Annotated in this window: 23 protein-coding genes; 19 read left to right on the top strand and 4 right to left on the bottom strand. The window is 71.7% G+C overall.

Annotated features, from left to right (window positions below):
- Positions 1-110 precede the first annotated feature (110 nt).
- Positions 111-1,511, top strand: a complete 1,401-nt coding sequence (locus GVL03_RS04505; RefSeq protein WP_159499795.1) for a cell division initiation protein — start codon at positions 111-113, stop codon at positions 1,509-1,511.
- Positions 1,512-1,659: 148 nt separating this feature from the next.
- Here GVL03_RS04505 and GVL03_RS04500 read toward each other — a convergent pair whose 3' ends face one another.
- On the bottom strand, positions 1,660-2,433 hold the full coding sequence (locus GVL03_RS04500) for a FadR/GntR family transcriptional regulator (protein WP_159499794.1): 774 nt from the start codon (positions 2,431-2,433) through the stop codon (positions 1,660-1,662).
- A 336-nt stretch (positions 2,434-2,769) separates the two neighbouring features.
- Between GVL03_RS04500 and GVL03_RS04495 the strand changes: the two genes are divergently transcribed.
- From GVL03_RS04495 to GVL03_RS04455, 9 genes are all read left to right on the top strand, one after another.
- Positions 2,770-4,047 carry a sugar ABC transporter substrate-binding protein gene (locus GVL03_RS04495; RefSeq protein ID WP_159499793.1) on the top strand — a complete coding sequence of 426 codons (1,278 nt, stop codon included), beginning with the start codon at positions 2,770-2,772 and terminating at the stop codon, positions 4,045-4,047.
- A gap of 77 nt (positions 4,048-4,124) precedes the next feature.
- On the top strand, positions 4,125-5,060 hold the full coding sequence (locus tag GVL03_RS04490; protein ID WP_159499792.1) for a carbohydrate ABC transporter permease: 936 nt from the start codon (positions 4,125-4,127) through the stop codon (positions 5,058-5,060).
- The gene (locus GVL03_RS04485) at positions 5,057-5,902 is read left to right on the top strand and encodes a carbohydrate ABC transporter permease (RefSeq protein WP_235038019.1); all 846 of its coding nucleotides are present in this window, start codon (positions 5,057-5,059) and stop codon (positions 5,900-5,902) included. The genes GVL03_RS04490 and GVL03_RS04485 overlap by 4 nt, the downstream gene beginning before the upstream one ends.
- A gap of 56 nt (positions 5,903-5,958) precedes the next feature.
- A complete protein-coding gene (locus tag GVL03_RS04480) occupies positions 5,959-7,926 on the top strand; it encodes a glycoside hydrolase family 127 protein (protein ID WP_159499791.1) in 1,968 nt (655 codons plus the stop codon).
- Positions 7,923-8,924 carry a sugar phosphate isomerase/epimerase gene (locus GVL03_RS04475; protein ID WP_159499790.1) on the top strand — a complete coding sequence of 334 codons (1,002 nt, stop codon included), beginning with the start codon at positions 7,923-7,925 and terminating at the stop codon, positions 8,922-8,924. The genes GVL03_RS04480 and GVL03_RS04475 overlap by 4 nt, the downstream gene beginning before the upstream one ends.
- Positions 8,921-10,639, top strand: a complete 1,719-nt coding sequence (locus GVL03_RS04470) for a dihydroxyacetone kinase family protein (protein WP_159499789.1) — start codon at positions 8,921-8,923, stop codon at positions 10,637-10,639. Before GVL03_RS04475 ends, GVL03_RS04470 begins: the two co-directional genes overlap by 4 nt.
- On the top strand, positions 10,636-11,097 hold the full coding sequence (locus tag GVL03_RS04465; RefSeq protein WP_159499788.1) for a ribose-5-phosphate isomerase: 462 nt from the start codon (positions 10,636-10,638) through the stop codon (positions 11,095-11,097). Before GVL03_RS04470 ends, GVL03_RS04465 begins: the two co-directional genes overlap by 4 nt.
- Positions 11,097-11,837: a triose-phosphate isomerase family protein gene (locus GVL03_RS04460; RefSeq protein WP_159499787.1), complete on the top strand. Its 741-nt coding sequence runs from the start codon at positions 11,097-11,099 to the stop codon at positions 11,835-11,837. The genes GVL03_RS04465 and GVL03_RS04460 overlap by 1 nt, the downstream gene beginning before the upstream one ends.
- Before the next feature lie 8 nt (positions 11,838-11,845).
- Positions 11,846-12,841: a 3-hydroxyacyl-CoA dehydrogenase family protein gene (locus GVL03_RS04455; RefSeq protein ID WP_159499786.1), complete on the top strand. Its 996-nt coding sequence runs from the start codon at positions 11,846-11,848 to the stop codon at positions 12,839-12,841.
- A 52-nt stretch (positions 12,842-12,893) separates the two neighbouring features.
- On the opposite strand, the gene GVL03_RS04450 is transcribed toward GVL03_RS04455, so the two are convergent.
- Positions 12,894-13,346, bottom strand: coding sequence for a BphX family protein (locus GVL03_RS04450; protein WP_159499785.1), 453 nt, complete (start codon positions 13,344-13,346; stop codon positions 12,894-12,896).
- Positions 13,347-13,692: 346 nt separating this feature from the next.
- On the opposite strand from GVL03_RS04450, the gene GVL03_RS04445 reads away from it, so the two are divergent.
- From GVL03_RS04445 to GVL03_RS04420, 6 genes are all read left to right on the top strand, one after another.
- Positions 13,693-14,940: a S1C family serine protease gene (locus GVL03_RS04445; RefSeq protein ID WP_159499784.1), complete on the top strand. Its 1,248-nt coding sequence runs from the start codon at positions 13,693-13,695 to the stop codon at positions 14,938-14,940.
- A gap of 311 nt (positions 14,941-15,251) precedes the next feature.
- Positions 15,252-16,046: a hydroxyethylthiazole kinase gene (gene thiM, locus GVL03_RS04440; protein WP_159499783.1), complete on the top strand. Its 795-nt coding sequence runs from the start codon at positions 15,252-15,254 to the stop codon at positions 16,044-16,046.
- The gene (locus GVL03_RS04435; RefSeq protein WP_159499782.1) at positions 16,043-17,398 is read left to right on the top strand and encodes an LLM class flavin-dependent oxidoreductase; all 1,356 of its coding nucleotides are present in this window, start codon (positions 16,043-16,045) and stop codon (positions 17,396-17,398) included. Before thiM ends, GVL03_RS04435 begins: the two co-directional genes overlap by 4 nt.
- Positions 17,395-18,261, top strand: a complete 867-nt coding sequence (locus tag GVL03_RS04430; protein ID WP_159499781.1) for a sulfurtransferase — start codon at positions 17,395-17,397, stop codon at positions 18,259-18,261. The genes GVL03_RS04435 and GVL03_RS04430 overlap by 4 nt, the downstream gene beginning before the upstream one ends.
- Positions 18,258-18,938 (top strand): GntR family transcriptional regulator, encoded by a 681-nt coding sequence (locus GVL03_RS04425; RefSeq protein ID WP_159499780.1) that lies wholly within the window; start codon positions 18,258-18,260, stop codon positions 18,936-18,938. The genes GVL03_RS04430 and GVL03_RS04425 overlap by 4 nt, the downstream gene beginning before the upstream one ends.
- A gap of 84 nt (positions 18,939-19,022) precedes the next feature.
- Positions 19,023-19,457: a DUF805 domain-containing protein gene (locus tag GVL03_RS04420; RefSeq protein WP_159499779.1), complete on the top strand. Its 435-nt coding sequence runs from the start codon at positions 19,023-19,025 to the stop codon at positions 19,455-19,457.
- Between the two features lie 194 nt (positions 19,458-19,651).
- Here GVL03_RS04420 and GVL03_RS04415 read toward each other — a convergent pair whose 3' ends face one another.
- A complete protein-coding gene (locus GVL03_RS04415) occupies positions 19,652-20,860 on the bottom strand; it encodes a PLP-dependent aspartate aminotransferase family protein (protein WP_159499778.1) in 1,209 nt (402 codons plus the stop codon).
- A 186-nt stretch (positions 20,861-21,046) separates the two neighbouring features.
- Here GVL03_RS04415 and GVL03_RS04410 point away from each other — a divergent pair, with 186 nt between their 5' ends.
- A complete protein-coding gene (locus tag GVL03_RS04410; protein ID WP_159499777.1) occupies positions 21,047-21,445 on the top strand; it encodes a nuclear transport factor 2 family protein in 399 nt (132 codons plus the stop codon).
- 50 nt (positions 21,446-21,495) lie between these two features.
- On the opposite strand, the gene GVL03_RS04405 is transcribed toward GVL03_RS04410, so the two are convergent.
- On the bottom strand, positions 21,496-21,969 hold the full coding sequence (locus GVL03_RS04405; RefSeq protein ID WP_159499776.1) for a hotdog domain-containing protein: 474 nt from the start codon (positions 21,967-21,969) through the stop codon (positions 21,496-21,498).
- A gap of 157 nt (positions 21,970-22,126) precedes the next feature.
- On the opposite strand from GVL03_RS04405, the gene GVL03_RS04400 reads away from it, so the two are divergent.
- Entirely contained in the window at positions 22,127-22,285 is a 159-nt protein-coding gene (locus GVL03_RS04400) for a hypothetical protein (protein WP_159499775.1), read from the top strand.
- Between the two features lie 236 nt (positions 22,286-22,521).
- Complete coding sequence (locus GVL03_RS04395; protein WP_159499774.1) at positions 22,522-24,027, top strand: HNH endonuclease signature motif containing protein; 1,506 nt, start codon at positions 22,522-22,524, stop codon at positions 24,025-24,027.
- The last annotated feature ends 27 nt before the right edge of the window (positions 24,028-24,054 follow it).

Below are 24,054 nucleotides of genomic sequence, written 5' to 3'. Positions count from 1 at the left end.
CCAGCATCCGTGCTGGCGACTCCACAGGTGGATCGGGAAGACTGGGCTCGTCCTCGTCGATCCGCCCCGCACACGGCGATCGGCGTCACGCTCCGACCGGAAGGCCCGCCATGACCGATTCGCGCCCCGACGCCGCCGAGAACGACGGCCGCGCGGCATCCCCGTTCGACGAGCTCATGCAGGGATCGCCGACCGAGGGCGGGGTGTTCACGGTCGGATTCCGCGGCTACGACCGGGGCGAGGTCGACTCCACGATCGCCGAGCTGACCTCGCGTCTGCAGCGTTCGAGCGACGACCTGGCCGCGGCCGAGACGCGCCGGCGCGAGACGATCGACCAGCTGCGCGCCGATCAGCAGGCCGAGATCGAGCAGGTCATCGCCGCGAACACCGCGGCTCTCGACGACGCCCGTGACGCCCATCGCGCCGTCACCGACCGACTCGAGGCCGATCTCGCCGCCGCGACCGCGCGGGTCGCCGAGTCCGAGCAGCGCATCGCCGCCCTCAGCGCCGAGCTCGTCGACGGACCGAAGGGCGAGTCCTCGGATGGCGAGACCTCGGTCGCCGACGACCCGTCGACGCGCGAGCAGTTCGAGGCCGTGCTGCGGGTCGCCGAGGAGCAGGCGAACCTCATCATCCAGAACGCCGCCGCCCAGGCCGAGCGCCTGCTCGAGAGCGCGCGCGAGGAGATCAACACCCAGCGCGCCGACGCCCAGGCCGACATCCACCGCATCACGACCCAGGCCCAGCACGACGCCGACCAGGTGCGGCTGCGGATCGAGACCGAGTACACCGCCCACGAGGCGCGCATCGAGCGCGAGGCGACGCACGCGGCCGAGAAGGTGGCGCAGGCCGAGCGCGAGGCCGACGCCATCCGCACCGAGGCCGAGAAGGGCGCCGCCGCCCTTCGCGCCCTGGTCACCCGCGAGACCACCCAGCTGCGCGCCGACACCGAACGCGACGTGCGCGAGATGAACGCCCGCGTGCTGGAGTTCGAGGAGACCCTGACCCGGCGCCAGGACGACGCGCAGCAGGAGTTCCTCGTGCTGCACAACCAGGCCGTGGCCCACGCCGAGCGCATCACGGCGGACGCCAACGAGCAGGTGGCGTCGTCGCTAGAGCACGCGCAGCGCATCTCGGCGAAGGCCGACGGCTACGAGAAGCTCATGCGCGCCCAGGCGGCGCAGATCGAGGCCGACGCGCAGGTGCGCGCCCAGGAGAACCTCGACCGCGCCCGGATCAAGGCGCAGAAGATCGTCACCACCGTGATGGAGCACTCCACCGGCGTGCTGCGCGACGCCGAGGACCGCACGCGCCAGTTGCGCTGGCAGCAGCAGCAGCTCACCAGCTTCATGGCCGAGGTGCGCGAGCTGATCCGGCCGGAGGGCGTGCTGCGCGGCACGACGGACTCCGCGGGAGCGGACGGCGCGGGTGCGGCGGGCGCCGACAGGCCGGACGCGGGAGATGCCGCGGCGGATGCAGGAGCCCCGTCCGAGGCGGAGGCCGAGGGCTGAGAAGCCCCATCCCTCGCGGTGGCGCCGGTTTCCTGAAACGGCGCCAGAAGGTTCTGCCGCCATTCGAGGATCGAGGCGCCGTCGTGGAGCACCCGCAGCTGCCCGCCCTCGGTGTCGGCATGCCGGCGCGGCTGTCGGCGCCGGCGTGTCAGGTGAGGCGCGACGGCGCCTTCGAGCCGGCATCGGGATCCGTCCGGCCCGGCGCGTCGATGGCGAAGGCGGTACGCAGGTCGTTGCGGGTCTGCTGCAGGTGCTTGCGCATCGCGGTCGCCGCGCCCCGTCCGTCATGCGCGGCGATCCGACGATAGATCTCCTCGTGCTGGTCGACCAGCGACTGCAGCGAGTGGTTCTTGCGCTGGTATCCGCGGATGCTGTTGAGCCGGCTGTGGTGCAACGGCTCGTCCATCCCCTCGATCAGGAAGCCGAGCATGCGATTGCCGCTCGCGGCACCGACCGCGGCATGGAACCGCACGTCGGCGTCGTTGAACGCCTGCTCGTCCTCGACCGAGCGGCGCATGAGGTCGAGCACCATCGCCAGCATGTTGAGATCCGAGCTCGTCGCGTGCGTCGCCGCGAGCTGCGTGGCGTGCACCTCGACGGCCAGCCGCACCTCGAGCAGCTCGAGCAGCCCGCGCGCGTCGCGCCGGACGGATGCCGAGAAGAAGTCCCCGAGCGGCAACGCGTTCGGGTGCGCGACGACGGGCCGGCGACCGTGACTGATCTCGACGAGCCCTCTGGCCTGCAGGGAGCGGAACGCCTCACGCACCGTGAGACGGCTGACGCCGAGGGTCGCGGCCAGCTCGGACTCCGACGGCAGCGTGTCGCCGGGCTCGAGGTCGCCGCCGAAGACGAGATGCTCGACGTGCTCGACGACGGTCGTCGTCGCGGTGGCCGTGGTCGCGGCGCTCTCGTTGGTCGGCATGTCCCCAACTCTGGCAGAGCGCCCTCTCCATCACAAGCCATCTCTTCCTCAACTCATCTGAGGAGTATGCGAGGCTTCTTCGCAAATGGAGTCGCAATCGCCTGTCCTATCGCAGGATAATCGCAGCTTTTTAAGGATCTGGCGCCGCTGGCTCGCGATGTTTCGGTTCAACCTGTTGCTCAATAGAGATCTGATCTGTTAGCTTGTGCGGGTCGCGATGCTGCTTCAGGCATCTCGGCCCGAGAGGACACCACGAGGGCCTGCCGCCGACCACCGCGGACCGCCCTCCAGAGCCGGTCCCCGGCGAGGACGCCGGGTCGGAGGAAACGGAAGATCATGCGTACTCGATGCACCAGGACAGCAACGCTGGCCGTCTCAGGGCTCGTGCTCGGAGCCCTCGCCCTGGCGGGCTGTTCGAGCGGCTCGACCGGCGACGGCGGGTCGGACGAGCCCATCACGATGTGGGCGCGGGCCTCCACCGCCTCCCAGAGCCAAGCGCTCGTCGACGCGTACAACGCGAGTCACGACCGGCGGATCGAGCTCACGGTCGTGCCGACGGACAACTACCTGCAGAAGGTCGGCGTCGCCGCCGGCGGCGGCCAGCTGCCCTGCCTCATGGCGTCCGACGCGGTGTACATGCCGAACTTCGTGGCGAAGAACCTCTACCAGGACATCACCGACCGGGTCGAGGCGCTCGACTTCGCCGACGACCTCGCGCACGGACACCTCAAGCTCGCGACCCAGGACGGCGTCCTCTACGGCGTTCCCCACAACGTGTCGGTCTCGGCGATCTTCCAGAACGACGTGCTCCTGGAGCAGGCCGGCATCGACCCCGCGAAGCCGCTCGACAGCCTCGAGGAGCTCGCCGACAACGCGGCGAAGGTCGCGGCGCTCGGTCCCGACATCAGCGGGCTGTACTTCACCGGCAACAACGCCGGCAGCATCTCGTTCACCCACTTCCCGGCCATCTGGGCCTCGGGCGGCGAGGCGCTGAACGAGGACGGCACCGAGTCGCTCCTCGACTCGCCGGAGGCGATCGAGGTCTTCCAGATCTTCAACGACATGTTCACGGCCGGCTCGGTGCCCGAGTCCGTGCCGAACGAGAGCGGAGCGACCCGCAACGAGGTGTTCTCCGGCGGGAACGTCGGGTACCTGCTCGCGAGCAACTCGGTGCTCGAGACCGTCGCCGAGAACGACGGGCTGAAGATCGGTGTGCAGGCGATCCCCGGCGCCGGCGGCGGCCAGAGCGCCTACGTCGGTGGCGACGTGATCGGCATCACCTCCTCGTGCAGCGACGTCGACGGCGCCTGGGACTTCCTGGAGTGGAGCCTCGGCGAGGAGGGTCAGATCGACGTCTTCGCGCAGATGAACCAGCTCACCGTGCGCAGCGACCTGGCCGACAACGAGTTCGCGCAGTCGGACCCGCGGATCGTGCAGCTGGGCGAGCTCGTCGGCATCGGCGACACCCCGAAGGCCCTGAACTACGGCCAGACCTTCAACGACCCGAACGGTCCCGCCCTGTCGGTGCTGCGCGACGCGCTCTTCGGCGCCGACCCGACGTCCGCGCTGACGACCGGCAACCCGTCGATCACGGACTCCCTCTCGGCCCGGTAGACGTCCGCCGCCGTACCCTCCGGGCACCCGCCATCCCGATCGGGCGTCCGTCCCCATCCCGACAAGAGAGAGCCGCCATGGCCGTCCCCACGATCGCTCCCGCCGTGCAGGCCGCGCGGGCAGGAGCGCCGGCGCCGCGACGTCGGCGCCGCGAGGCCCTCGCGGGCCTGCTCTACGTGCTGCCCGCGGCGCTCGTGATCGTCGTCCTGTTCCTCGTGCCGCTCGCGCTGGCGTTCTGGATGTCGCTGAACGACTGGCCTCTGATCGGCACGCCGAGCGTCAACGCCCCCGACAACTACACGGCCATCGCGCAGAACGAGCTGTTCGTCAACTCGATCTGGTTCACGATCACGTACACCGCCGTGGTGACGGTCATCTTCGTCGTGCTGGGCCTCGCGCTCGCGCTCCTCGTGCAGAACGCCCGGCCGGGCGTCGGGTTCTTCCGGACGGCCTTCCTGCTGCCGGCCGCCGTCGGTCTCGCCTCGTCGTCGCTGCTGTTCTACGCGCTCTACAACAACGACTTCGGGCCCCTCGACGACATCCTGCGATGGCTCGGCCTGGTGCAGGGGCAGGCCGACTTCCTCGGCACGCCCGAGGCGGCGTTCCTGTCCACGGTCGTCATGGTCACCTGGCGGTTCGCCGGCTTCAACATGATCATCCTGCTCACCGGGCTGCAGGCGATCCCCCTCGAGGTCTACGAGGCCGCGCGCACCGACGGCGCCGGATGGTGGCAGACCCTCCGGCACGTGACGCTGCCGCTGCTCAAGCCCACGCTGATGCTCGTCCTCGTGCTCGGCATCACCGGGTCGCTGCTCGCGTTCGAGCCCTTCTACGTACTCACCGCGGGCGGTCCGAGCAACAGCACCGTGACCATGGTGATCGCGATGTTCCGCGAGGCGTTCACCCTGTTCGACCTCGGCAGCGCCGCCGCCATCGCGATGGTGCTCCTCGTCGCCCTCGTGGCCATCAACGCCGCGCAGATGTACTTCTTCAGAGAGAAGGACTCGAAGTGACCGCCCTCGGCATCACCGCGACCGCCCGCCGGCGCATCGGCGACACCGCGTTCTACAGCACCTCCACCGTGCTGGCCGTGCTGTTCATCAGCCCGCTCGCCTGGTCCTTCTTCACCTCCGTGTACGGGTCGCGCGCGACCGGCGGCGAACCGGGGTTCGGCGGCGACAACTACGCGCGCCTCGTCGACTACGGCGCCGGGCTCTGGCAGTACTCGTGGAACAGCATCGTCGTGTCGTTCGTCGCCGTCGCCGGCACGCTGCTCGTGAGCGTGCTCGGCGGGTACGCCTTCGCCCGGTTCCGGTTCCCGGGCAAGAACCTGATCTTCCTCGGGGCGCTCGCGATCCTCATGATCCCGCATCCCACGATCCTCGTCCCGCTCTACACGATGCTCGGGTGGGTGGGGATGCAGAACTCCCTGATCAGCGTCGGGCTCGTGCTCGTCATGTTCCAGCTGCCGTTCGGGCTCTTCATGATGCGGAACGCCTTCGAGGCGCTGCCGAAGGAGATCGAGGAGGCCGCGCTGCTCGACGGCTGCTCGAGCTTCGGCGCGCTCCGGCGCATCCTGCTGCGCGCGGTCGTGCCCGCCATGGTGACGGTCGGGATGTTCGCCTTCCTCGCCGCCTGGAACGAGTTCCTCACCCCGCTCATCTTCCTCACCCAGGGCGAGAGCTTCACACTGCCGGTCGCGCTGGTGAGCCTGCGCAGCGGCGAGATGGGGGCGATCGACCTCGGCGCCCTGCAGGCCGGCATCGTCGTCACCGCCATCCCGTGTCTGCTGATCTTCATCCTGCTGCAGCGTCACTACGTGCGCGGCTTCGCCGCAGGAGCGGTGCGCGGATGAGCGCACCGGCCGCACCATCCGCCCCGACATCCCCGAACGACGAAAGCACCGATCCCATGTCCACTCCCCTCGCTCCCGCCCTTCCGGTCGCATCCGGCGCCCTCCGGCCCGTCTCGCTCACGGACGTCCGCATCGCCGCCGAGGGCTTCTGGGGCAGGATCCAACGCCTGAACCGCGACGCGATCCTGCCGCACTGCGACCACGCTCTCGAACGGGTCGGCTGGATCGGCAACTTCCGCGCCGCCGCGAACGGCACGCTCGCCACCGAGCGCGTGGGGCGGCTGTTCACCGACTCCGAGATCTACAAGACCATGGAGGCGATGGCATGGGAGAGCGCCCGCGAGCCCTCCCCGGCACTGCTCGACCGGCTCGACGAACTCACCGGCCTGCTCGCTGCGGCCCAGCTGCCGGACGGCTACCTCAACACGTACTACGGGTACGAGGGCGGCCCCGAGCGTTACACCGACTTCGAATGGGGACACGAGCTGTACTGCGACGGGCACCTGCTGCAGGCGGCCGTCGCCGTGGTCCGCGCCGGCGGACCCGCGCCGTTCCTCGGCATCGCCCGCAGGCTCGCCGACCACGTGTGCGAGGAGTTCGGCGAGCACGGCAGGCAGACGCTGTGCGGCCATCCCGAGATCGAGACCGCGCTCGTCGAGCTGTACCGGGCGACCGGCGAGGCCAGCTATCTCGAGCAGGCCCGGCTCTTCGTCGAACGACGCGGCCACCGCATCCTCGACGACACGATGTACAAGGGCCGCGACTACTATCAGGACAACGTGCCGGTGCGCGAGGCCGAGGTGCTGGTCGGCCATTCGGTCCGCGCGCTCTACCTCGCGGCGGGTGCCATCGACGTGGCGGTCGAGACGGGCGACGAGGAGCTGCTCGGCGCCGTGCAGGCCCAGTACGACCGCACCCTGCAGCGGCGCACCTATCTCACCGGCGGGATGGGGTCGAACCACCACGGCGAGACGTACGGCGACGACTTCGAGCTGCCCAGCGAGCGCGCCTATGCCGAGACGTGCGCCGCGGTCGCCTCGGTGCACGTCGCGTGGCGGCTGCTCCTCGCGACGGGCGAGGAGCGATACGCCGACGTCATCGAGCGCACCCTGTACAACTCCGTGATCTCCTCGCCGTCGGTCGACGGCCGCTCGTTCTTCTACGTCAACGCGCTGCAGCGCCGGTCGCCGGGCATCGATCCGGAGCCCGGGGTGCCGAGCCTGCGCCGCACCGACGGACGCCGTGCCGACTGGTTCACGACGTCGTGCTGCCCCACGAACCTGGCCCGCACGTTCGCGAGCCTCTCCGCCTACCTGGTGACGACCGACGATTCGGGCGTGCAGCTGCACCAGTACGCGGCCGGCACGGTGGACGTCGCGTTCGGGGCGGGGCGCCGCGCGCGTCTGGAGGTCGAGACGGAGTACCCGACGGACGGGGTCGTCGCGATCCGCGTGATCGACACCGACGACGACGAGTGGGCGCTCACCGTGCGCGTGCCGGCCTGGGCCCGCGACGCGCGGGTCGTGGTGGACGACGCGGAGCGCACGGCGACGCCCGGTGCGATCCCGATCACCCGCCGATGGCGCGCCGGCGACGTCGTCACGCTGCACCTCGACGTCGCTCCCCGCTGGGTCCACCCGGACCCGCGCATCGACGGAGTCCGCGGCTCCGTCGCCGTGGAGCGCGGACCGCTCGTCTACGCGCTCGAGTCGCTGGATCCCACGCTCCTCGACCTCGACCGGATCGTCGTCGACACCTCGATCGCGCCCCGCGATGCCGCGACGCCCATCCCGGGGATGCCGGGCGTCACCGCGGTGACCGTGCGCGGCGCGGTGATCGACCTCGCCGCCGAGGCCAGTCCGTACGACGACGCACCGGTCGCCGCGACCGCGGTCGCGGCAGAGCTCGCGCTGCTCCCGTACTACCTGTGGGCGAACCGCGGCCCCTCGACCATGCGTGTCTGGCTGCCGCGCGCCGACGTCGCCGCGACCGTCGGCGCCGTCGCCCGGGGAGCGGGCTCATGACGCTGCAGGCGCCGCTCGGAGGCGTGCGCGACGACGAGGGCGACTGGCCGATCGCCGCCGCCATGATCAACTTCCCCGGCGTCCGCCGCGACGGCTCGGCGGTGCAGGACGACCCGCCGGAGCGCTGGGCGGACACGATCGCCGAGGTCGCCCGCGCCGGGTTCGACCACCTCGACCCCACCGACTCATGGCTGCGGATCGCCGACCTCGACCCCTCGCGCCTCGACGAGTTCGTCGGCGTCGTCGCCGACGCCGGGCTGCGCATGGTGTCGCTCTCGACCTCGCGCCGGAGCATCCTGGACCCCGCAGCGGGAGACGAGCACCTGGCCTACAGCCACCGGGTCGTCGACACCGCCGCCGCGCTCGGACTGGAGGTCGTGAACTTCGGCCTGATGCAGCCGCTCACCGCGGCCCAGCAGGAGGCGCTGTGGTTCTGGACCGAGCCCGGACCGCGGGATCCCGACGACCCGGCCGTGCGGGCCCGGGCGGTCGGCGGATTCCGCGAGCTCGGCCGGCACGCCGAGTCGGTGGGCGTCCTCGTCTCCCTCGAGATGTACGAGGACACCTATCTCGGCACGGCCGACGGCGCGGTGCGCCTGATCGAGGAGATCGACGTGCCCGCGGTGGGGCTGAACCCCGATCTCGGCAACATCGTGCGATTGCATCGACCCATCGAGCACTGGCGCTCGATGCTCGACACGGTCCTTCCGCACACGAACTACTGGCACGTGAAGAACTATCTGCGGATGGAGGACCCGGCGACGGGCGCCGTGCTCACCGCGCCCGCGCCCCTGGAGCTGGGAGTGATCGACTACCGCACCGCCGTCCGCGAGGCGATCGACGCCGGATTCCGCGGGGCCTTCTGCGCCGAGCACTACGGTGGCGACGGACTGAGCGTCAGCGCCGCCAACCGGGACTACCTGCGTCGGGTCCTCCCCGTCCGCAACCGGGTGCAGCGCGAGCGGACGGGCGCCGCCGGACCGGGAGAGCCGCGATGACCCGGATCGTGGGAGCTCCCGACTCCTTCGCCGACGAGGCTCTGGCCGGATTCTGCGACCTGTACCCGGACATCGTGCGGCAGGTGCCGGGAGGCGCCGTGCGTGCACGACCGGGGCGGGACGGAAAGACCGCGCTCGTGGTGGGCGGCGGGTCGGGGCACTTCCCCGCGTTCGCGGGGTTCGTCGGCACCGGGTTCGCGGACGGCGCCGTCTGCGGCGACGTGTTCGCGTCGCCCTCGGCCAAACGGGTGCACAGCGTCGTCCGCCACGCCGAGCGCGGCGGCGGAGTCGTGCTCGGGTTCGGCAACTACGCCGGAGACGTGCTGAACTTCACCGCGGCCGCCGACGAGCTGCGGGCCGAGGGGGTCGACGTCCGCGTCCTCGCGGTCACCGACGATCTCGCGAGCGCACCGGCGCACCGCTCGGCCGAGCGCCGAGGCGTCGCAGGCGACCTCGTCGTCTTCAAGATCGCCGGTGCCGCCGCCGAGGCCGGGCTGGATCTCGACGAGGTCGAACGCCTCGGACGGCTGGCGAACGAGCGCACCCGGTCGCTCGGCGTCGCGTTCCGGGGGTGCACGCTCCCCGGCTCGACGACACCGCTCTTCGAGATCGGGCCCGGACGGATGGGGGTGGGCATCGGGATCCACGGCGAGCCCGGCACCGGCGCCCACGATCTGCTGCCGGCCCCACGCCTCGCCGAGCACCTCGTCGAGGCGGTCCTCGCCGAGGCTCCGGCCGTCTCGTCGCCCCGGGTCGCCGTGGTGCTGAACGGCCTCGGCAGCACGAAGCACGAGGAGCTGTTCGTGCTGTGGAGCGCCGTCGCGCCGCTGCTGCGGGCGAACGGGCTGGAGCTGGTCGCGCCGGAGGCGAGCGAGTTCGTCACGAGCTTCGACATGGCCGGCTGCTCGCTGACCGTGACCTGGCTCGGTGACGAGCTCGAGCAGCACTGGACCGCCCCGAGCGAGGCGGTCGGCTTCCACCGTCGGCGTGCGCCGTACGCGGCTCCGACGACGAGCGCGCGCGCCGTGGCCGACGAGGCTCGATTCACGGCGGGAAGCCCGTCGTCCCGAGCCGACGGCCGACGGATCGCCCGGCTGATGGCGGAGGTCGCCACGATGCTCGCCGAGCAGGAGGCGCACCTCGGCCGGCTCGACGCGCAGTCCGGCGACGGAGACCACGGCCAGGGCATGGCACGCGGGTCCGCGGCGGCGGCCCGGGCCGCCGCGGACGCGACCGCCGCCGGCGCAGGGGCGGGAAGCGTCCTGACAGCGGCCGGCGATGCCTGGGCCGATCGCGCCGGCGGCACCTCCGGCGCGCTCTGGGGCGCCGGCCTCGCCGCAGCCGGTCATCGGCTCGGCGACACGGCCGCGCTCGCGCCCGCGACGGTCTCCGCCGGTGTCACGGCAGCCCTCGACACGATCGTCGCCCGGGGCGGAGCCGCCCTGGGCGACAAGACGCTCGTCGACGCGCTCGTGCCGTTCGCACACGCCCTCGCGGACGGGATCGGACGCGGCGAGCCGCTTCCCGGGGCCTGGCGCGCCGCCGCCGCCGAGGCGAGCGCCGCCGCAGACCGGACCGCGGAGCTCGTGCCTCGACGCGGTCGTGCGCGCACGGCCGGATCGCGCAACGTCGGCCACGTGGACGCCGGCGCCGTGTCGCTCGCGCTCGTGATGACGACCATCGGCCGGTTCCTCGACGAAAGGCAAGACGGATGACCCTCCTTCGCATCGTGATCGGCAGCGACGACGCCGGCGTCGACTACAAACGCGTGCTGCGCGCGGATCTCGAGGCCGATCCGCGCGTCGCCTCCGTCGTCGACGTCGGCGTCGGCGACGACGAGCACACGGCCTACCCGCACGTGGCCGTCGAGGCCGCGCGCCGTGTCGCCGCGGGCGATGCGGATCGAGCCCTGCTCATCTGCGGCACGGGGCTCGGCGTGGCGATCAGCGCGAACAAGGTCCCCGGCATCCGCGCCGTGACCGCCCACGACTCGTTCTCGGTGGAGCGGTCGGTGCTCAGCAACGACGCGCAGGTGCTCTGTATGGGACAGCGCGTGATCGGCCTCGAGCTCGCCCGCCGGCTCGCGCGGGAGTGGCTCGGCTACCGCTTCGACCAGGCGTCCGCGTCGGCGGAGAAGGTGCGCTCGATCTGCGGGTACGAGACGAGCGCCTGATGACGCGGCTCGTCGCCGTCAGCCTCAAGGCATACCTGTCGCCCGGGCGAACCCTCGACTGGGCCCGCGAGCTCGCGGAGGGGCTCCGGAGCCGTCCGGCCGTCGTCGACCTCGTCGTGTTCCCCGACGCGCTGACGGCCCGCGAGGTCGCCGCGATGCTCACGCCGTACGGTGTGCGGGTCGGCCTGCAGGACGTCAGCGAGTTCGGGCCGGGCGCGTACACCGGCGAGATCGCGGCGGCGCACGCCGCCGCGGCGGGTCTGCGGTACGCCGAGCTCGGGCACGCCGAGCGCCGGCGCCACCTCGGAGAGACTCCCCGGGGGACCGCCCGCAAGGTCGCGGCAGCGGCCGCGGCCGGCCTCATCCCGCTCGTGTGCGTCGGCGAGCAGGAGCGGGTCGGTGCGGCGGCCGCGGCCGAGGAGTGCCTCCGTCAGCTGGCCCCGCTGGCGGAGGCCGCCGCCGGGGTGCCGTTCGTCGTGGCCTATGAGCCGGTGTGGGCGATCGGCCGACGCGAGCCCGCGCCCGTCGAGCACATCCGCACGGTCGGTACGACGCTGACCGACGCCCTCGCCCCCCATCCGGGCGCACGGGTGGTCTATGGGGGCAGCGCCGGGCCGGGTCTCTTCGGCCGGCTGGGCGGTGCCGTCCACGGCCTGTTCCTCGGGCGGTTCGCCCATCACGTCCGCAACCTCACATCCACCATCGCCGAGGTCGCCTCGGCATCGACACCCAGGGAATGAGCGCATCCATGCTCCAGATCATCCGAACCGCGGCGGTCGTCGGCGCCGGCTACATGGGCGGCGGCATCGCGCAGTCGCTGGCGGACGCGGGCTTCCAGGTCGTCATCGCCGATGTCTCGGCGGATGCCGCCGTGGCCGCCCGCGAGCGCCTGATCGCGGAGAGCGAGCAGTTCGAGCGGCAGGGGCTGCTCACGCCGGGCGCCGCCGGCCGTGTGCGCGACAACCTGAGCGTCGGAGCCTCGATCGAACAGGCTGTCGCCGACGTCGACTTCGTCGAGGAAGCCGTGCCGGAGGAGCCCGCGATCAAGCACGACGTGCTGGCGCGGATCTCGGCCGCGTGTCGTCCCGACACGATCATCGGCAGCAACACCTCCACGCTCCCCGTCGCGACGCTCGCGCCGGCGGTGGTCGGCCCGGAGCGGTTCCTCACCGTGCACTGGAGCAACCCGGCGCCCTTCGTGCCCGGCATCGAGATCGTCGCGGGCGCGGCGACAGATCCCGCGATCGTGCCGGTCGTGAAGGACATGCTCGAGCGTGCCGGCCGCTCCGGCGCGCAAGTGGCCGACACACCCGGCTTCGTCCTGAACCGACTGCAATACGTACTGCTGAAAGAGGCCATGAACATCGTCGAGGAGGGCATCGCCGCCCCGGAGGACGTCGACACGATCGTCAGCACCACGTTCGGGTTCCGCCTGGCCTTCTTCGGGCCGTTCCAGATCGCGGACATGGCGGGTCTCGACGTCTACGCGAACTGCTTCGCGACGTTCGAGAAGGCGTTCGGAGAGAGGTTCGCCCTCCCGGGCATCCTCGCCCGCGCCGTCGGAGAGGGCAGGCACGGCGTGAAGAACGGCAAGGGGCTCACCGCGGATTACACCGAGGAGCAGGTACTCGATCTGGTGGCCTACCGCAGCGAGGCCTACAGCCGGCTCGTGCAGCTGGTGCGCGAACTCGGCCCTTCCCCGATCCACCGCGAGCCCGTCCCCTTGGTCGGGCCGACGTCGTGACCGGGGCGGAGCACCGCTCCAGTACCAGTGGCACACCGGTGAGCGGGTGTCGTCATCGGACGATCCGGGCGTCGTGCCGTAGCGCGAGCAGCCCCGTCACGATGATGGCCAGGTGCAGGGCGATGAACAGCAGCATCGCGGCCACCGGATACCCGGCCGCGATCATGTAGATGTCGTCGAGGACGCCTCGGATCACCGAGAGGGTGATCGTGAGCCAGGCGAGGATGCGGCTCTTCCCCGGTCGGAACGACGCGATGATCAGGAAGGCTCCGAGGATCAGCAGGTCGAGGCCGAACAGCATCGTGAAGTCCAGGAACCCCCGGTAGGCGGTGCCGCCGATGGGGGCGTCGAAGCCCGGGATCGACAGTTCGAGCCGGGGGGCGTTGAGAAACGGCAGCCACATCGCGCCGAGCACGATGTTGACGCCGCCGACGATGCGGAACCACCACACGAGAAACGGCGATCGGGCGCATGTGGCCGCGGTGGCGGTGAGGGTCTCGTTCATCGGGCGCTCCTTCGTTGACGGGGAGGGGTCACCGGCGTCCGTGCCGGAGTCGATCGGACTCTCGCGGCGGCGGCGTGGGCCGGGCCCCGTGGTCGCCGCGAGACGCGCCCGCGGGGAGGGCCGGCTGCTCGCGCGTCCTGCTCCATCCCCATGCCCCGTATTTTGATGTTGTTTTACACTAACCAATAGATGATCAATCAAACAAATAAAATCGAGATGGCCGCCCTCCGGATCCGCGGACGCGCACGAGACCGGCTCCCGGAGGCACATAGCGGAATCCAAGGCGACGGATCGCCTCCTCATCGACACGACTGCTGACATCGACCTCGAGAGAAACGAGGAGCGCATGCGCGGTGACACGAAGGATCGGGAGCAGGACGAGCACACGGCGGCACGCCCGTGGTACCGGCGGCGAGTTCCCCTGGCATGCGCGGCCGCATCCGTCGTCGTCGCCGGCACGCTCGCCTTCGCCGTGCCTCTCGCGGCCGCGGCGGCGCCCACGACGGATGCCGCGACCGTCGCGATCGCGACGCCCACCGCGCCCGGAACGACACCGGGCTCGGCGAACGGACGAGGCGCCCCCGGCGGCCAGGGCGACGGACAGTCCACCTCGACGGTCGCCGAGGCGACCGAGGCGGACGCCGACGAGTCCGCGGGCGTGGTCATCATCGAGACCGTGCTCGGCTACCAGCAGTCGGCCGCAGCAGGCACCGGGGTCGTGCTCACCGAGGACGGCCTCGTGCTCACGAACAATCACGTCATCGAGGGTGCGACCGAGATCTCGGTGACCGTCGCCGACACCGGCGAGACGTACACCGCGACCCTCCTCGGCACCGACGACGAGGACGACGTGGCCCTGCTGCAGCTCCAGGACGCGTCGGGCCTGGCGACCACCACGATCGACGACGACGGCGTGGCGACCGGCGACACCGTCACAGCGGTGGGCAACGCCGACGGCGGCGGCGTGCTCATGGCCGCCGACGGCGTGGTCACCGGGCTGGAGACCACCGTCACCACGTCGGCGTCGGGCACGGTCGCGAGCGAGACCCTCGACGGGATGATCCAGATCGTCGCCGATGTCGTCTCCGGCGACTCGGGCGGAGCCCTGCTCGACGACGAGGGCGAGGTCGTCGGCATCACGACCGCGGCGTCGAGCGGCACCGCCACCACCGTCGCCTACGCCATCCCGATCGAGGACGCCCTCGCGATCGCCCAGCTGATCCTCGACGGCGACGAGTCGGACGGCGTGGCCCTCGGCTACCCGGCCTTCCTCGGCATCCAGCTGTCACAGAACGCGACGGGGCAGAGCACGGGCTTCCGCTCCCCCGGCGCGACGGCCGGCACCGGCACCGCATCGACCACGACGGGCGCGACGATCTCGAGCGTGATCGACGGCGCCCCGGCCGCGGATGCGGGCCTCGGCGCCGGCGACACGATCACCGCCGTCGACGGGGCAGCGGTGACCGACGCCGAGGCGCTGTCGGAGATGCTCGGCGGATACGACCCCGGCGACACCGTGACGATCGCCTGGACCGACGCCGCGGGCACGACGCACTCGGCATCCGTCACGCTCATCGCGGGCCCGGTGAGCTGATGCGCGCGTCTCCCGCTTCCGGTCCGTGAGCGAGGAGCGCAGGCTCCGAGACGAAGCGGCGCGGAACCCCCGACCGGCCCGCCTGTCGTCACCCGTCGGCCTCGGCGACCGGACGCGACAGGGGAGCCGCACGTTCCCGCCCCACGCGGCGCCTCGCCGGGGCCGGAGGAGCCGAACCGGCGGCGGGCCGCGGTGGACGTGACGTTCTGTGTCGTCGCACGGCCGGCGGCGCCTCGCCCGCGCGTACTGTATGCAGCGAAATACAGAGATCGGCGGGGGCGCGCCCCGCGCCCCGGAGAGAGGCAAGGCAGATGACGGTGTCGACCTGGCAGGATGCATCCGTGCGCGACGGGTTCGCGGCGATCGCGAAGCACTCCCCGTTCGTCTATGGACTGACGAACTACATCGCGGCGAACCTCAGTGCGAACGTGCTGCTCGCCGCCGGCGCGGGACCCGCGATCGGCGCCGCATCCGACTGGACCACCACCTTCCCCGCCGGCGCGGGCGCGGTGTGGATCAACACCGCGTCGCTGATGAGCAGCGACGAGCAGTCGCTGCGCCAGGTCGCCCGCACGGCGCACGAGGCCGGCACGCCGTGGGTGCTCGACCCCGTCGCCGTCGGGGCGGGCGCGGCGCAGTACGACGAGTTCGTGCGCTCCCTGCTGGAGTTCCGGCCCGCCGTGATCCGCGGCAACGCGAGCGAGCTCATCGCCCTCGCCGGCGGCGACGCGACCGGCAAGGGCGTCGAGACGACCGCATCGTCCGCGGATGCCGTCGCCCACGCGGCGGGCCTGGCGACCCGCACGCGCGCCGTCGTCGCCGTCAGCGGGCCCGTCGACTACATCACCGACGGCACGCGGACCGTCGAGGTGCCCGGCGGAGACGCGCGCCTGACCCGGGTCACCGGCGCGGGCTGCGCGCTCGGCGCCCTCACCGCCGCCGCCGTGTTCGCCACCGGCGACGCCCTGCAGGGCGCGGTCGTCTCGCACACCGCCTACGCCGCCGCGGCGGAGCGCGCGGGCGCGCGCACCGCGGGCACCGGATCCTTCGCCGTCGCCTTCGTCGACGAGCTCTCGCTGCTGGGCCGCCGCGAGGCGAACGCATGAGCGGCGGCCGCCGCATCCACCTCGCCGCGTTCCTCAACGCCGGAGTGCAGGGCACCGCCGGATGGCGCCACCCCGACGCATCCGATGCGTTCCTCACCGCCGGCCACTATGCGCACATCGCGCGCGTGCTGGAGCGCGGGCTGTTCGACCTCGCCTTCGTGCCCGACGCGCTGAGCGTGCCCCGCAGCCTCGGCGGCACGTTCGACCCGGCCGTGCGGTGGGGATCGGGCACGCCCCGGCTCGACCCGGTGCCGGTCATCACGATCATGGCGGCGGCGACCACGCGGCTCGGCGTCGCCGCGACCGTGTCGACCGGATACCACGAGCCCTACAACCTCGCCCGCGAGTTCGCGACGATCGACCACCTGAGCGGCGGACGGGCCGGATGGAACGTGGTGACCAGCTTCCAGGATGCGGAGGCGCAGAACTTCGGGCAGCGGTCGCTCCCCCCGCGCACCGAGCGGTACGCCCGCGCCGAGGAGTTCCTGGAGGTCGTGACGCGCCTCTGGGACAGCTGGGGAGACGACACGATCCTCGCCGACAGGACGAGCGGCGTGTTCGGCACGCCCGAGTCCGTCGAGTCGCTCGACCACCGCGGCGAGCACTTCGCCGTGCAGGGCCCGCTCAGCGTGCCGCGACCGCCGCAGGGATACCCCGTGGTGATCCAGGCCGGGGCGAGCGAGTCGGGCCGCGACTTCGCCGCGCGATGGGCGGACGTGATCTTCTGCAGCCATGAGTCCCTCGACTCGGCCGTCGCCTTCGCGTCCGACATCCGGGACCGCGCCGACGCGCACGACCGCGATCCGTCGCAGCTGAAGATCCTCCCCGCCGCCACCCCGGTCGTCGGGCGCGACGCGAAGGACGCCCTCGCGAAGCACGATGCGTTCGCGGATCTCGTGTCGGTCGAGGCCGGGCTGTCGCGCCTCGCCTACCACGTCAACGTCGACCTCACCGCCTACGACGTCGACGGCCCTCTCCCGCCGCTCGAGGAGGTCGGGGTCGAGGGCCACTACCGCGAGGTCGTGGAGTTCGCCGAGCGCGAGGGACTCACGATCGGCGAGATCGGGCGCTGGTACGGTGCACGCACGGAGGGCAGCATGATCGGCTCGGCCTCCGACATCGTCGACACCATGGAGCAGTGGGTCGATGCCGGCGCCGCCGACGGATTCATGGTGCAGGCCACCCACGTGCCCGGGGCGTTCGAGGACGTCGTCGACCAGGTGGTGCCCGAGCTGCAGCGCCGCGGGCTCTTCCGCACCGAGTACGAGGGCGACACACTGCGGGAGAACCTCGGCCTGCGTCGCCCCGAGCGCGGCGAATGGCGGCACCGCCGCGCGAAGGACCGCGCGTGACCGGCGGCCCGGCGCCCCTGGTCGACGCCGGCCGGCTGCACGCCGACGCCGATGCCGTCGTCATCCTCGACGCCTCGATCCAGCGGACGCAGGACGAGCACGGGCGCGGCGTCTTCGGCCCCGGCCTCGACGCCTTCGCCGCGGAGCGCATCCCCGGTGCACGGTTCGCCGACGTCCTCGCGGCCTTCTCCGACCCCGGCGGGGCGTTCCCGTTCACCCTGCCCACGCCTGCGCGGCTGCAGGAGGCCGCCCGCGCGGTCGGCGTCGACGACCGGTCCACGGTCGTCGTGTACGACCGGAACGGCGGCGCCTGGGCGGCGCGCGTGCGCTGGCTGCTGCGCACGCACGGGCATCGCGACGTGCGCGTGCTCGACGGCGGGCTCGGCGCGTGGATCGCGGCGGGGCTGCCCACCGCATCCGGCGACGCCGCGCCCGTGCCGCGCGGGGACTTCACCGCGCGCGACCCGGGCCCCGTCACCGCCGAGCGCGACGAGGTCGCGAGCATCTCCCTCGGCGACACCGGGGGGCTCCTCGTCTGCGGCCTGCGGCGGACGGAGTTCGAGGGCACGGACGAGGGGCCCCGCAGCGGTCACATCCCGGGGAGCGTCAGCCTGCCCTACCCCGAGCTGCTCCGCGACGACGGCACGCTCGATCGAGACCGGGTGCGCGAGCGGGCGCGCGCGCTCGGGATCGACGGCGGTGAGAACGTCGTGCTCTACTGCGGCGGCGGGATCAACGCCGCCGGCCTCTCGCTCGCCCTGGAGGCGGTCGGCATCGAGGGCGCGCGGATCTACGACGGATCGCTCAGCGAGTGGCGCGCCGATCCTGCGGCGCCGCTCCAGACGGGACCGGGTGCCGGATGACCGCGAACGCGCGCGACACCGTGTACGACACCCTCCGGGACCGACTGACCCACGGCCGCTACCCCGCCGACGCGTCGCTCATCCCCCAGGCGCTGAGCGAGGAGTTCCAGGTGTCGCGCACGCCCGTGCGGGAGGCCCTGGCGCTGCTCGAGCGCGACGGCCTGCTGGCGTCGACGCGGCGCGGCTACGAGGTGCGCCGGCGCACCGACGAGGAGATCCTCGAGCTCTTCGAGGTCAGGGCCGTGCTCGAGTCGGCGGCCGCCTACGCCGCCGCCGTGCGCGCCACCTCCATCGACATCGCCCGCCTCGCCGACCTGCACGAGCGATCACAGGAGACGGACGACCCCGCCCGGGTCCGCCGCCTGTTCAACCACTTCCACGACGCGGTGCGCGGCGCGGCGCACAACGCGACGATCACGACCCTCCTGCGCAACCTCGAGGCACAGGTCAAGGTCAGCGCCCCCTGGACCACGGCTGTCGACGACCACGTCTTCGACGACAGCTACGCCGAGCACCGCGCCGTCCTCGACGCCATCCGCGCGGGAGACTCCGTCGGCGCGCGCACCGCGATCCTCGAGCACAGCGCCCGGGACCGGGACACCCGCATCAGCCAGCTCATCGTGCGCATGTCGGCCGAGCTCACCGAGCCCGACTCCGCATCGGCCGGACGCGGCTGAGCCGCCGGCCGTTCGTCCCTTAAGGTCGTAGCTACGGCCCCATCCCGGCGGCGCGACACACGACGAAGAAGGGAATCGACCGCGATGAGCGCACCACTGAACCTCCCCCTGTACAAGGCGTCCTTCGGCGCCGCCGTGTCACGGTACTTCCGCAACTACGCCGTGTTCTCGGGGCGCGCCAGCCGCAGCGAGTACTGGTGGGTGGCGCTGTTCAACGCGATCGTGTTCATCGTGCTCATCGTCGGCGGCGTCCTTCTGGGCGGGATCGGCGCGACACCCCGTGCGAGCGGCGGAAGCGAGCCGGGGCCGCTCTTCGCGATCGCCGGGGTCCTGATGGTGCTCTTCGTGCTGGGCACCATCATCCCGGCCCTCTCGCTCGGCGTCCGCCGCCTGCACGACGCCAACCTCGCCGGATGGTTCCTGCTGCTCGGTCTCATCCCGAGCCTCGGGAGCATCCTGCTCCTGATCTTCGCGGTGCTGCCGAGCAGCCCCGCCGGATCGCGCTTCGACCGGGTGTAGCCAGCGCCGTCCCGCCGGCGTCGTCGCGGATGAGTCACCAGTCGTCGGATCCGTGGTGCGGATGACGCCTGCTGAGGCACGACGAGGCACCGGACCGGCGCTCCATCCGACGACTGAGGGCCCGTCCCTCCATCCGACGAGGGAGCACGACGACGTCGCGGCCTTCGCGTCGAAGGCTCACGACGCCGTTCACCTCATCGAGCGTCGAAGGTCGCGTCGAGCGCGGCGAGCAGGTCGGCGCGGAGGTCCTCGACATCCTCCAGGCCCACCGAGAACCGCAGGTGGCCGTACCGGCGGAACGGCTCGGGGTACGCCCGCACGCGCGGCCCCTCGGCCCCGACGTGCACGATCAGCGACTCGTCGTGTCCGAGCGAGACCGCCGAGGTGATCAGTCGCAGGTTCGCCACGAACCTGTTCTGCGCGTCCGCGTCGCCATCGACGGCGAACGCCATCATCGCCCCGAACCCGCGCCCGCCGAACTGGCGCTCGGCGACCTCGTGCTGCGGATGCGACGCGAGCCCCGGGAACGCGACGAACGCGACCCGCGGGTCGGCCTCGAGCGTCTCGGCCAGCACGGGCGCGGTCGCCAGGTGCTGACGCAGCCGCAGCGGCAGGGTGACCGAGCCGCGCGTGATCTGCCACGCGTTGAACGGCGAGATCACCCCGCCGACGTCCACCATCGCCTCGTCCTTGATGGGCTGCACGAGCTCGCGCCGGCCGACGACGGCCCCGCCCATCGCATCGCCGTGACCGTTGACGTATTTCGTGAGCGAATGCACCACGAGGTCCGCCCCGTCGCGCAGCGGGCGGTAGAAGGGCGGCGGCGTGAACGTCGAGTCCACCACCAGCAGCGCACCCGCAGCGTGCGCGATCTCGGCCAGCGCCGCCACGTCCGAGACCTTCGTGGTCGGGTTCGCGATCGCCTCGGTCACCACCAGACGCGTGGCGGGCCGCACGGCCGCGCGCACCGCATCCGCATCCGCGATGTCGACGAACGTCGCCTCGACGCCGTACTTGCGCGGCAGCAGATCGGTGAACAGCTTGTAGGTCGCCTCGTAGGTCGCGTCGGCCACGACCACGTGATCGCCCGAGCGCAGATGCGTGAAGAAGACCGCGTGCAGCGCCGCGACACCCGAGGCGAGCGCGACGGCGTCCTCGCCCTCGTCCAGTGCGGCGAGCTTGCGCTGCAGCGCCACCTGGTTCGCCCCTGTGTTGCGCGTGTACAGCCCGCCCTCGGTCGACGACCAGCTGATCGCCGAGGGGTCGTCGGGCAGCGCGTAGGAGTTGGCCATCACGAGGGGCGTCCGCAGCGCCCGGGTGCCGGGGTCGATGTCGTTGCCCGCGTGCACGGCGAGCGAGAGGTCGGAGAGCGTGCGGGTCTCGTGCTTGTCGGGCCGCGTCATACCCTCAGGCTATTCATCCCGCAGCCCGCCGCAGGCCCATATGACGCCCGGATGTCGCGTCGACCGAGCCGGCGGCCGACGCAGGAGCACGGCACGTACGGCGCATCCGGGCTCGCCCGTGAGCGGCGGGAGGGATAACGTGTGGGCAGCGACCAGACGAGTGGTTCTTTCCCGATGCGAGGAAGCATGACGGAGAAGCGAGCGTTCGAGAGCGGGGTCGGCATCCCCGATGCGATCCGCCGCCACTACGACGCGTTCAGCGCACGCGACTTCGATGCCGCCGTCGAGCCCCTCACCGCCTCGGCGGTGCTCTCGTTCGCCGAGGAGACGGGAGCGACGACGATCATCGCCACCGGACGCGAGGAGATCGCCGGCTATATGCGCTACTCCTTCCTCAGCGCGATCTACACGGCGGCACCGCTCATGGCGTCCTCGGACGAGGCCACGCCCGTCATCGACGTGGCCTGGACCAGTGTCAGCCCGCTCGACGGGCGCCTGCAGCGCGGACGCTCGCGCATCGCCTTCACCCTCGTGGACGGCCTCATCGACCGCATCCACATCGAGAGCAACATCACGCGCAGATAGCGCGCGGAAGGTCCTTTGCCTGCGTGGCGCTCCGCGGGAAGGGGGGCGGCTCAGGCGCTGGGCAGGCGCACCGTTCCGGTGCCGGGGTGCTCGGTCGGCATCCGATCGCGGTCGTAGGTGATGCTGGAGAATCCATGCGGGGTCGGATGGCCGTCCTCGCCGAGGCTGACGAAGACGAGTCGCTCTATCGTCAGGATGCGCTTGCGCGTGATCATGTTGCGCACGACCGCGCGCATCGTCAGCGACGTCCGGCCGAAGTGGGTCGCCGTGAGACCCATCTCGATCAGATCCCCCTGCAGCGCCGACGCCTCGAAGTTGATCTCCGAGATCAGCTTCGTCACGACGCGGTAGTTGCCGAGCTGGAGGATGGCGTAGATCGCGGCCTCCTCGTCGATCCACTTCAGCAGGCTGCCGCCGAAGAGCGTGCCATTGGCATTGAGATCCTCCGGACGCACCCACTTCCGGGTGTGGAAGTTGATGCCCTCTTCGGACCAGTGCCACGCGGTTCCGCTGTCGTTCGCCATCGCGTCCGAGACTACTCCCGGACACCGCGGGACGCTCGGGCGGCCGACGAATGCGTCATGCTCGGCGGCGTATCTCGGCTCCGCCGACGGGCGCTCGGTGGCGGACGAAACGTGTCAATCCCCCGCGGATCCCGGCAGGATCGTGTGGACTGTGGAGATGGACGACAAGCGGAACGCACCCACGACACCCGGGCCGGAGCCCGACACGAGCTCCGCCGCGACGCCCGATGAGCCCGGTGTAGATGCCGAGCCCGAGGAGAGCCATCCTGTGATCGAAGAGGACGGGAGCATCGTCGAGGATCCCGCCGAGCACTGAGCACCACGGGGTGCGTCGCACGCCGGCGACACCGCCGCAGGCCCGTCAGCGACACGCAGGTCGCGCGGACGGCGCACTGTGCATGGGGGCCGCAGATGGTCATCTGTGGGCATCGTCGGCGGATCCTCGGACTCGACCCATCCCCCACAGGCTCGAGCGAGGTCGTCTTATCCACGGATCCTGCTCGGGATCCGGCCCGGGGTCGGGATGTCGGAGGCCTGGCCCAGAATGGGAACATGTCTTCGAAGGTCCCGGCCGGTCACAGCGACGCCGACTACGCAGAGCGTGCGTCCATCGTCGCAGCGGTCGTGTCCGCCGAGCGTGCCGTCGCCGTCGCCCAGGCCGCTGCCGTGCACGCGTACGCGAAGGCCGCCGCCCACGCCGAGAGACTGACCGCATCGAGGCCTGCCCGCGACCGCGACATGGCGACCCGCGCCCTCGCCGCGGAGATCGGCTGCGCCGGGCGGCTCTCGGACCGCACCGTGCAGCACCGCATGAACGACGCCCACGCGACCGTCACGACCTACCCCGAGACGATGGCCGCCCTGGCGGAGGGCCACATCTCACAGAACCATGTGCGAGCGATCACCGACGCAGGGCTTCCTCTGGATGCAGACGATCGGGTGTTGTTCGATCAGGCCGCCGTCCACATCTGCGCGACCGAGACCTCCGGCCGCGCGAAACGACTGCTCGATCTGCTCGCCGAGGAGCTCAATCCGCGCACCCTGACCGAACGCCACCGCGACGCCCGCGAGACCCGCGCCGTGCGCGTTCTGCCGCTGCCCGACGGCATGGCGGAGCTCACCGTCATCCTTCCCGTCGTCCTCGCACACGCCATCCTCGACCGTCTCACCCAGCAAGGACGAGCCGTGAAGAACATCCGCGAACGCGCACGCGCGGACGTCGCGGAGCGAACGCCTGACGCGAAGAAGGACGGCACCGCGTACGAGGGCGACGCGAGCGAGGATGCCGGTGCGGGTGCTGCGGGTGCGAGTGCGGGTGCCTGCGACGAGGGAGTCACGGTGGCCGGCGCCACGGGCGAGATCGATGCGCCGAACGAATGCGCCGCCGAGCTCTCCCAGGCGGAGATCATCGCGTCCGACGAGCGGACCCTCGATCAGATCCGGGCCGACATCCTCGCCGACCTGCTCCTCACCGGAGCTCCCGACACCGATCCCAGCGTGACGGGCGACGGACCGGGCGAGCTCGGCGCGATCCGCGCCGTCGTGCAGATCACCGTCCCGGTCCTCGCTCTCGCCGGGGAGAGCGAAGACCCCGCCGACCTCGCCGGCCGATCGCCGATCGACGCCGACACGGCCCGACGGCTCGCCGGCGGATGCACCGGATGGGACCGAATCCTCACGCACCCCATCACGGGGGCCGTCCTCAGCGTCGATCGATACCGACCGACCGACGCCATGAGACGCATGCTCCGCGCGCGAGATCAGCACTGCCGGTTCCCGGGTTGCCGCATGCCCGCCGTTCGATGCGACGCAGACCACACCATCGACCACGCCGACGGCGGAGAGACCTGCGTCAGCAATCTCTGTCACCTATGCCGACGGCATCATGTGCTGAAACACGGCACGCCTTGGACGGTCAGACAGCGGTCCGGCGGGGTCCTCGAATGGACCTCGCCCCTCGGACACGTCTACATCGACACGCCGCCACAAGTCGGCCCGACCCGTGTGCGCTTCGTCCCCGACGGCGGTCCGCCGCCGAGCGATCCGCCGCCGTTCTGACCGACGGCAGGCCGCGAATCGACGGCG

The organism is Microbacterium sp. 18062 (genome assembly GCF_902706225.1).
Classification (GTDB): Bacteria; Actinomycetota; Actinomycetes; order Actinomycetales; family Microbacteriaceae; genus Microbacterium.
Note: the sequence above shows the minus strand (reverse complement) of the source record. Positions and strands in the feature narration are given on the sequence as shown.

What these genes read in the sequence shown, in the direction of transcription:
- GVL03_RS04505 (WP_159499795.1), top strand. Translation starts at nt 111, where the DNA reads ATGACCGATTCGCGCCCCGACGCCGCCGAGAACGACGGCCGCGCGGCA.
- GVL03_RS04400 (WP_159499775.1), top strand. Translation starts at nt 22,127, where the DNA reads ATGGACGACAAGCGGAACGCACCCACGACACCCGGGCCGGAGCCCGAC.
- GVL03_RS04455 (WP_159499786.1), top strand. Translation starts at nt 11,846, where the DNA reads ATGCTCCAGATCATCCGAACCGCGGCGGTCGTCGGCGCCGGCTACATG.
- GVL03_RS04460 (WP_159499787.1), top strand. Translation starts at nt 11,097, where the DNA reads ATGACGCGGCTCGTCGCCGTCAGCCTCAAGGCATACCTGTCGCCCGGG.
- GVL03_RS04415 (WP_159499778.1), bottom strand. Translation starts at nt 20,860, where the DNA reads ATGACGCGGCCCGACAAGCACGAGACCCGCACGCTCTCCGACCTCTCG.
- GVL03_RS04410 (WP_159499777.1), top strand. Translation starts at nt 21,047, where the DNA reads ATGACGGAGAAGCGAGCGTTCGAGAGCGGGGTCGGCATCCCCGATGCG.
- GVL03_RS04445 (WP_159499784.1), top strand. Translation starts at nt 13,693, where the DNA reads ATGCGCGGTGACACGAAGGATCGGGAGCAGGACGAGCACACGGCGGCA.
- GVL03_RS04465 (WP_159499788.1), top strand. Translation starts at nt 10,636, where the DNA reads ATGACCCTCCTTCGCATCGTGATCGGCAGCGACGACGCCGGCGTCGAC.
- GVL03_RS04480 (WP_159499791.1), top strand. Translation starts at nt 5,959, where the DNA reads ATGTCCACTCCCCTCGCTCCCGCCCTTCCGGTCGCATCCGGCGCCCTC.
- thiM (WP_159499783.1), top strand. Translation starts at nt 15,252, where the DNA reads ATGACGGTGTCGACCTGGCAGGATGCATCCGTGCGCGACGGGTTCGCG.
- GVL03_RS04420 (WP_159499779.1), top strand. Translation starts at nt 19,023, where the DNA reads ATGAGCGCACCACTGAACCTCCCCCTGTACAAGGCGTCCTTCGGCGCC.
- GVL03_RS04425 (WP_159499780.1), top strand. Translation starts at nt 18,258, where the DNA reads ATGACCGCGAACGCGCGCGACACCGTGTACGACACCCTCCGGGACCGA.
- GVL03_RS04395 (WP_159499774.1), top strand. Translation starts at nt 22,522, where the DNA reads ATGTCTTCGAAGGTCCCGGCCGGTCACAGCGACGCCGACTACGCAGAG.
- GVL03_RS04435 (WP_159499782.1), top strand. Translation starts at nt 16,043, where the DNA reads ATGAGCGGCGGCCGCCGCATCCACCTCGCCGCGTTCCTCAACGCCGGA.
- GVL03_RS04490 (WP_159499792.1), top strand. Translation starts at nt 4,125, where the DNA reads ATGGCCGTCCCCACGATCGCTCCCGCCGTGCAGGCCGCGCGGGCAGGA.
- GVL03_RS04450 (WP_159499785.1), bottom strand. Translation starts at nt 13,346, where the DNA reads ATGAACGAGACCCTCACCGCCACCGCGGCCACATGCGCCCGATCGCCG.
- GVL03_RS04500 (WP_159499794.1), bottom strand. Translation starts at nt 2,433, where the DNA reads ATGCCGACCAACGAGAGCGCCGCGACCACGGCCACCGCGACGACGACC.
- GVL03_RS04475 (WP_159499790.1), top strand. Translation starts at nt 7,923, where the DNA reads ATGACGCTGCAGGCGCCGCTCGGAGGCGTGCGCGACGACGAGGGCGAC.
- GVL03_RS04495 (WP_159499793.1), top strand. Translation starts at nt 2,770, where the DNA reads ATGCGTACTCGATGCACCAGGACAGCAACGCTGGCCGTCTCAGGGCTC.
- GVL03_RS04405 (WP_159499776.1), bottom strand. Translation starts at nt 21,969, where the DNA reads ATGGCGAACGACAGCGGAACCGCGTGGCACTGGTCCGAAGAGGGCATC.
- GVL03_RS04470 (WP_159499789.1), top strand. Translation starts at nt 8,921, where the DNA reads ATGACCCGGATCGTGGGAGCTCCCGACTCCTTCGCCGACGAGGCTCTG.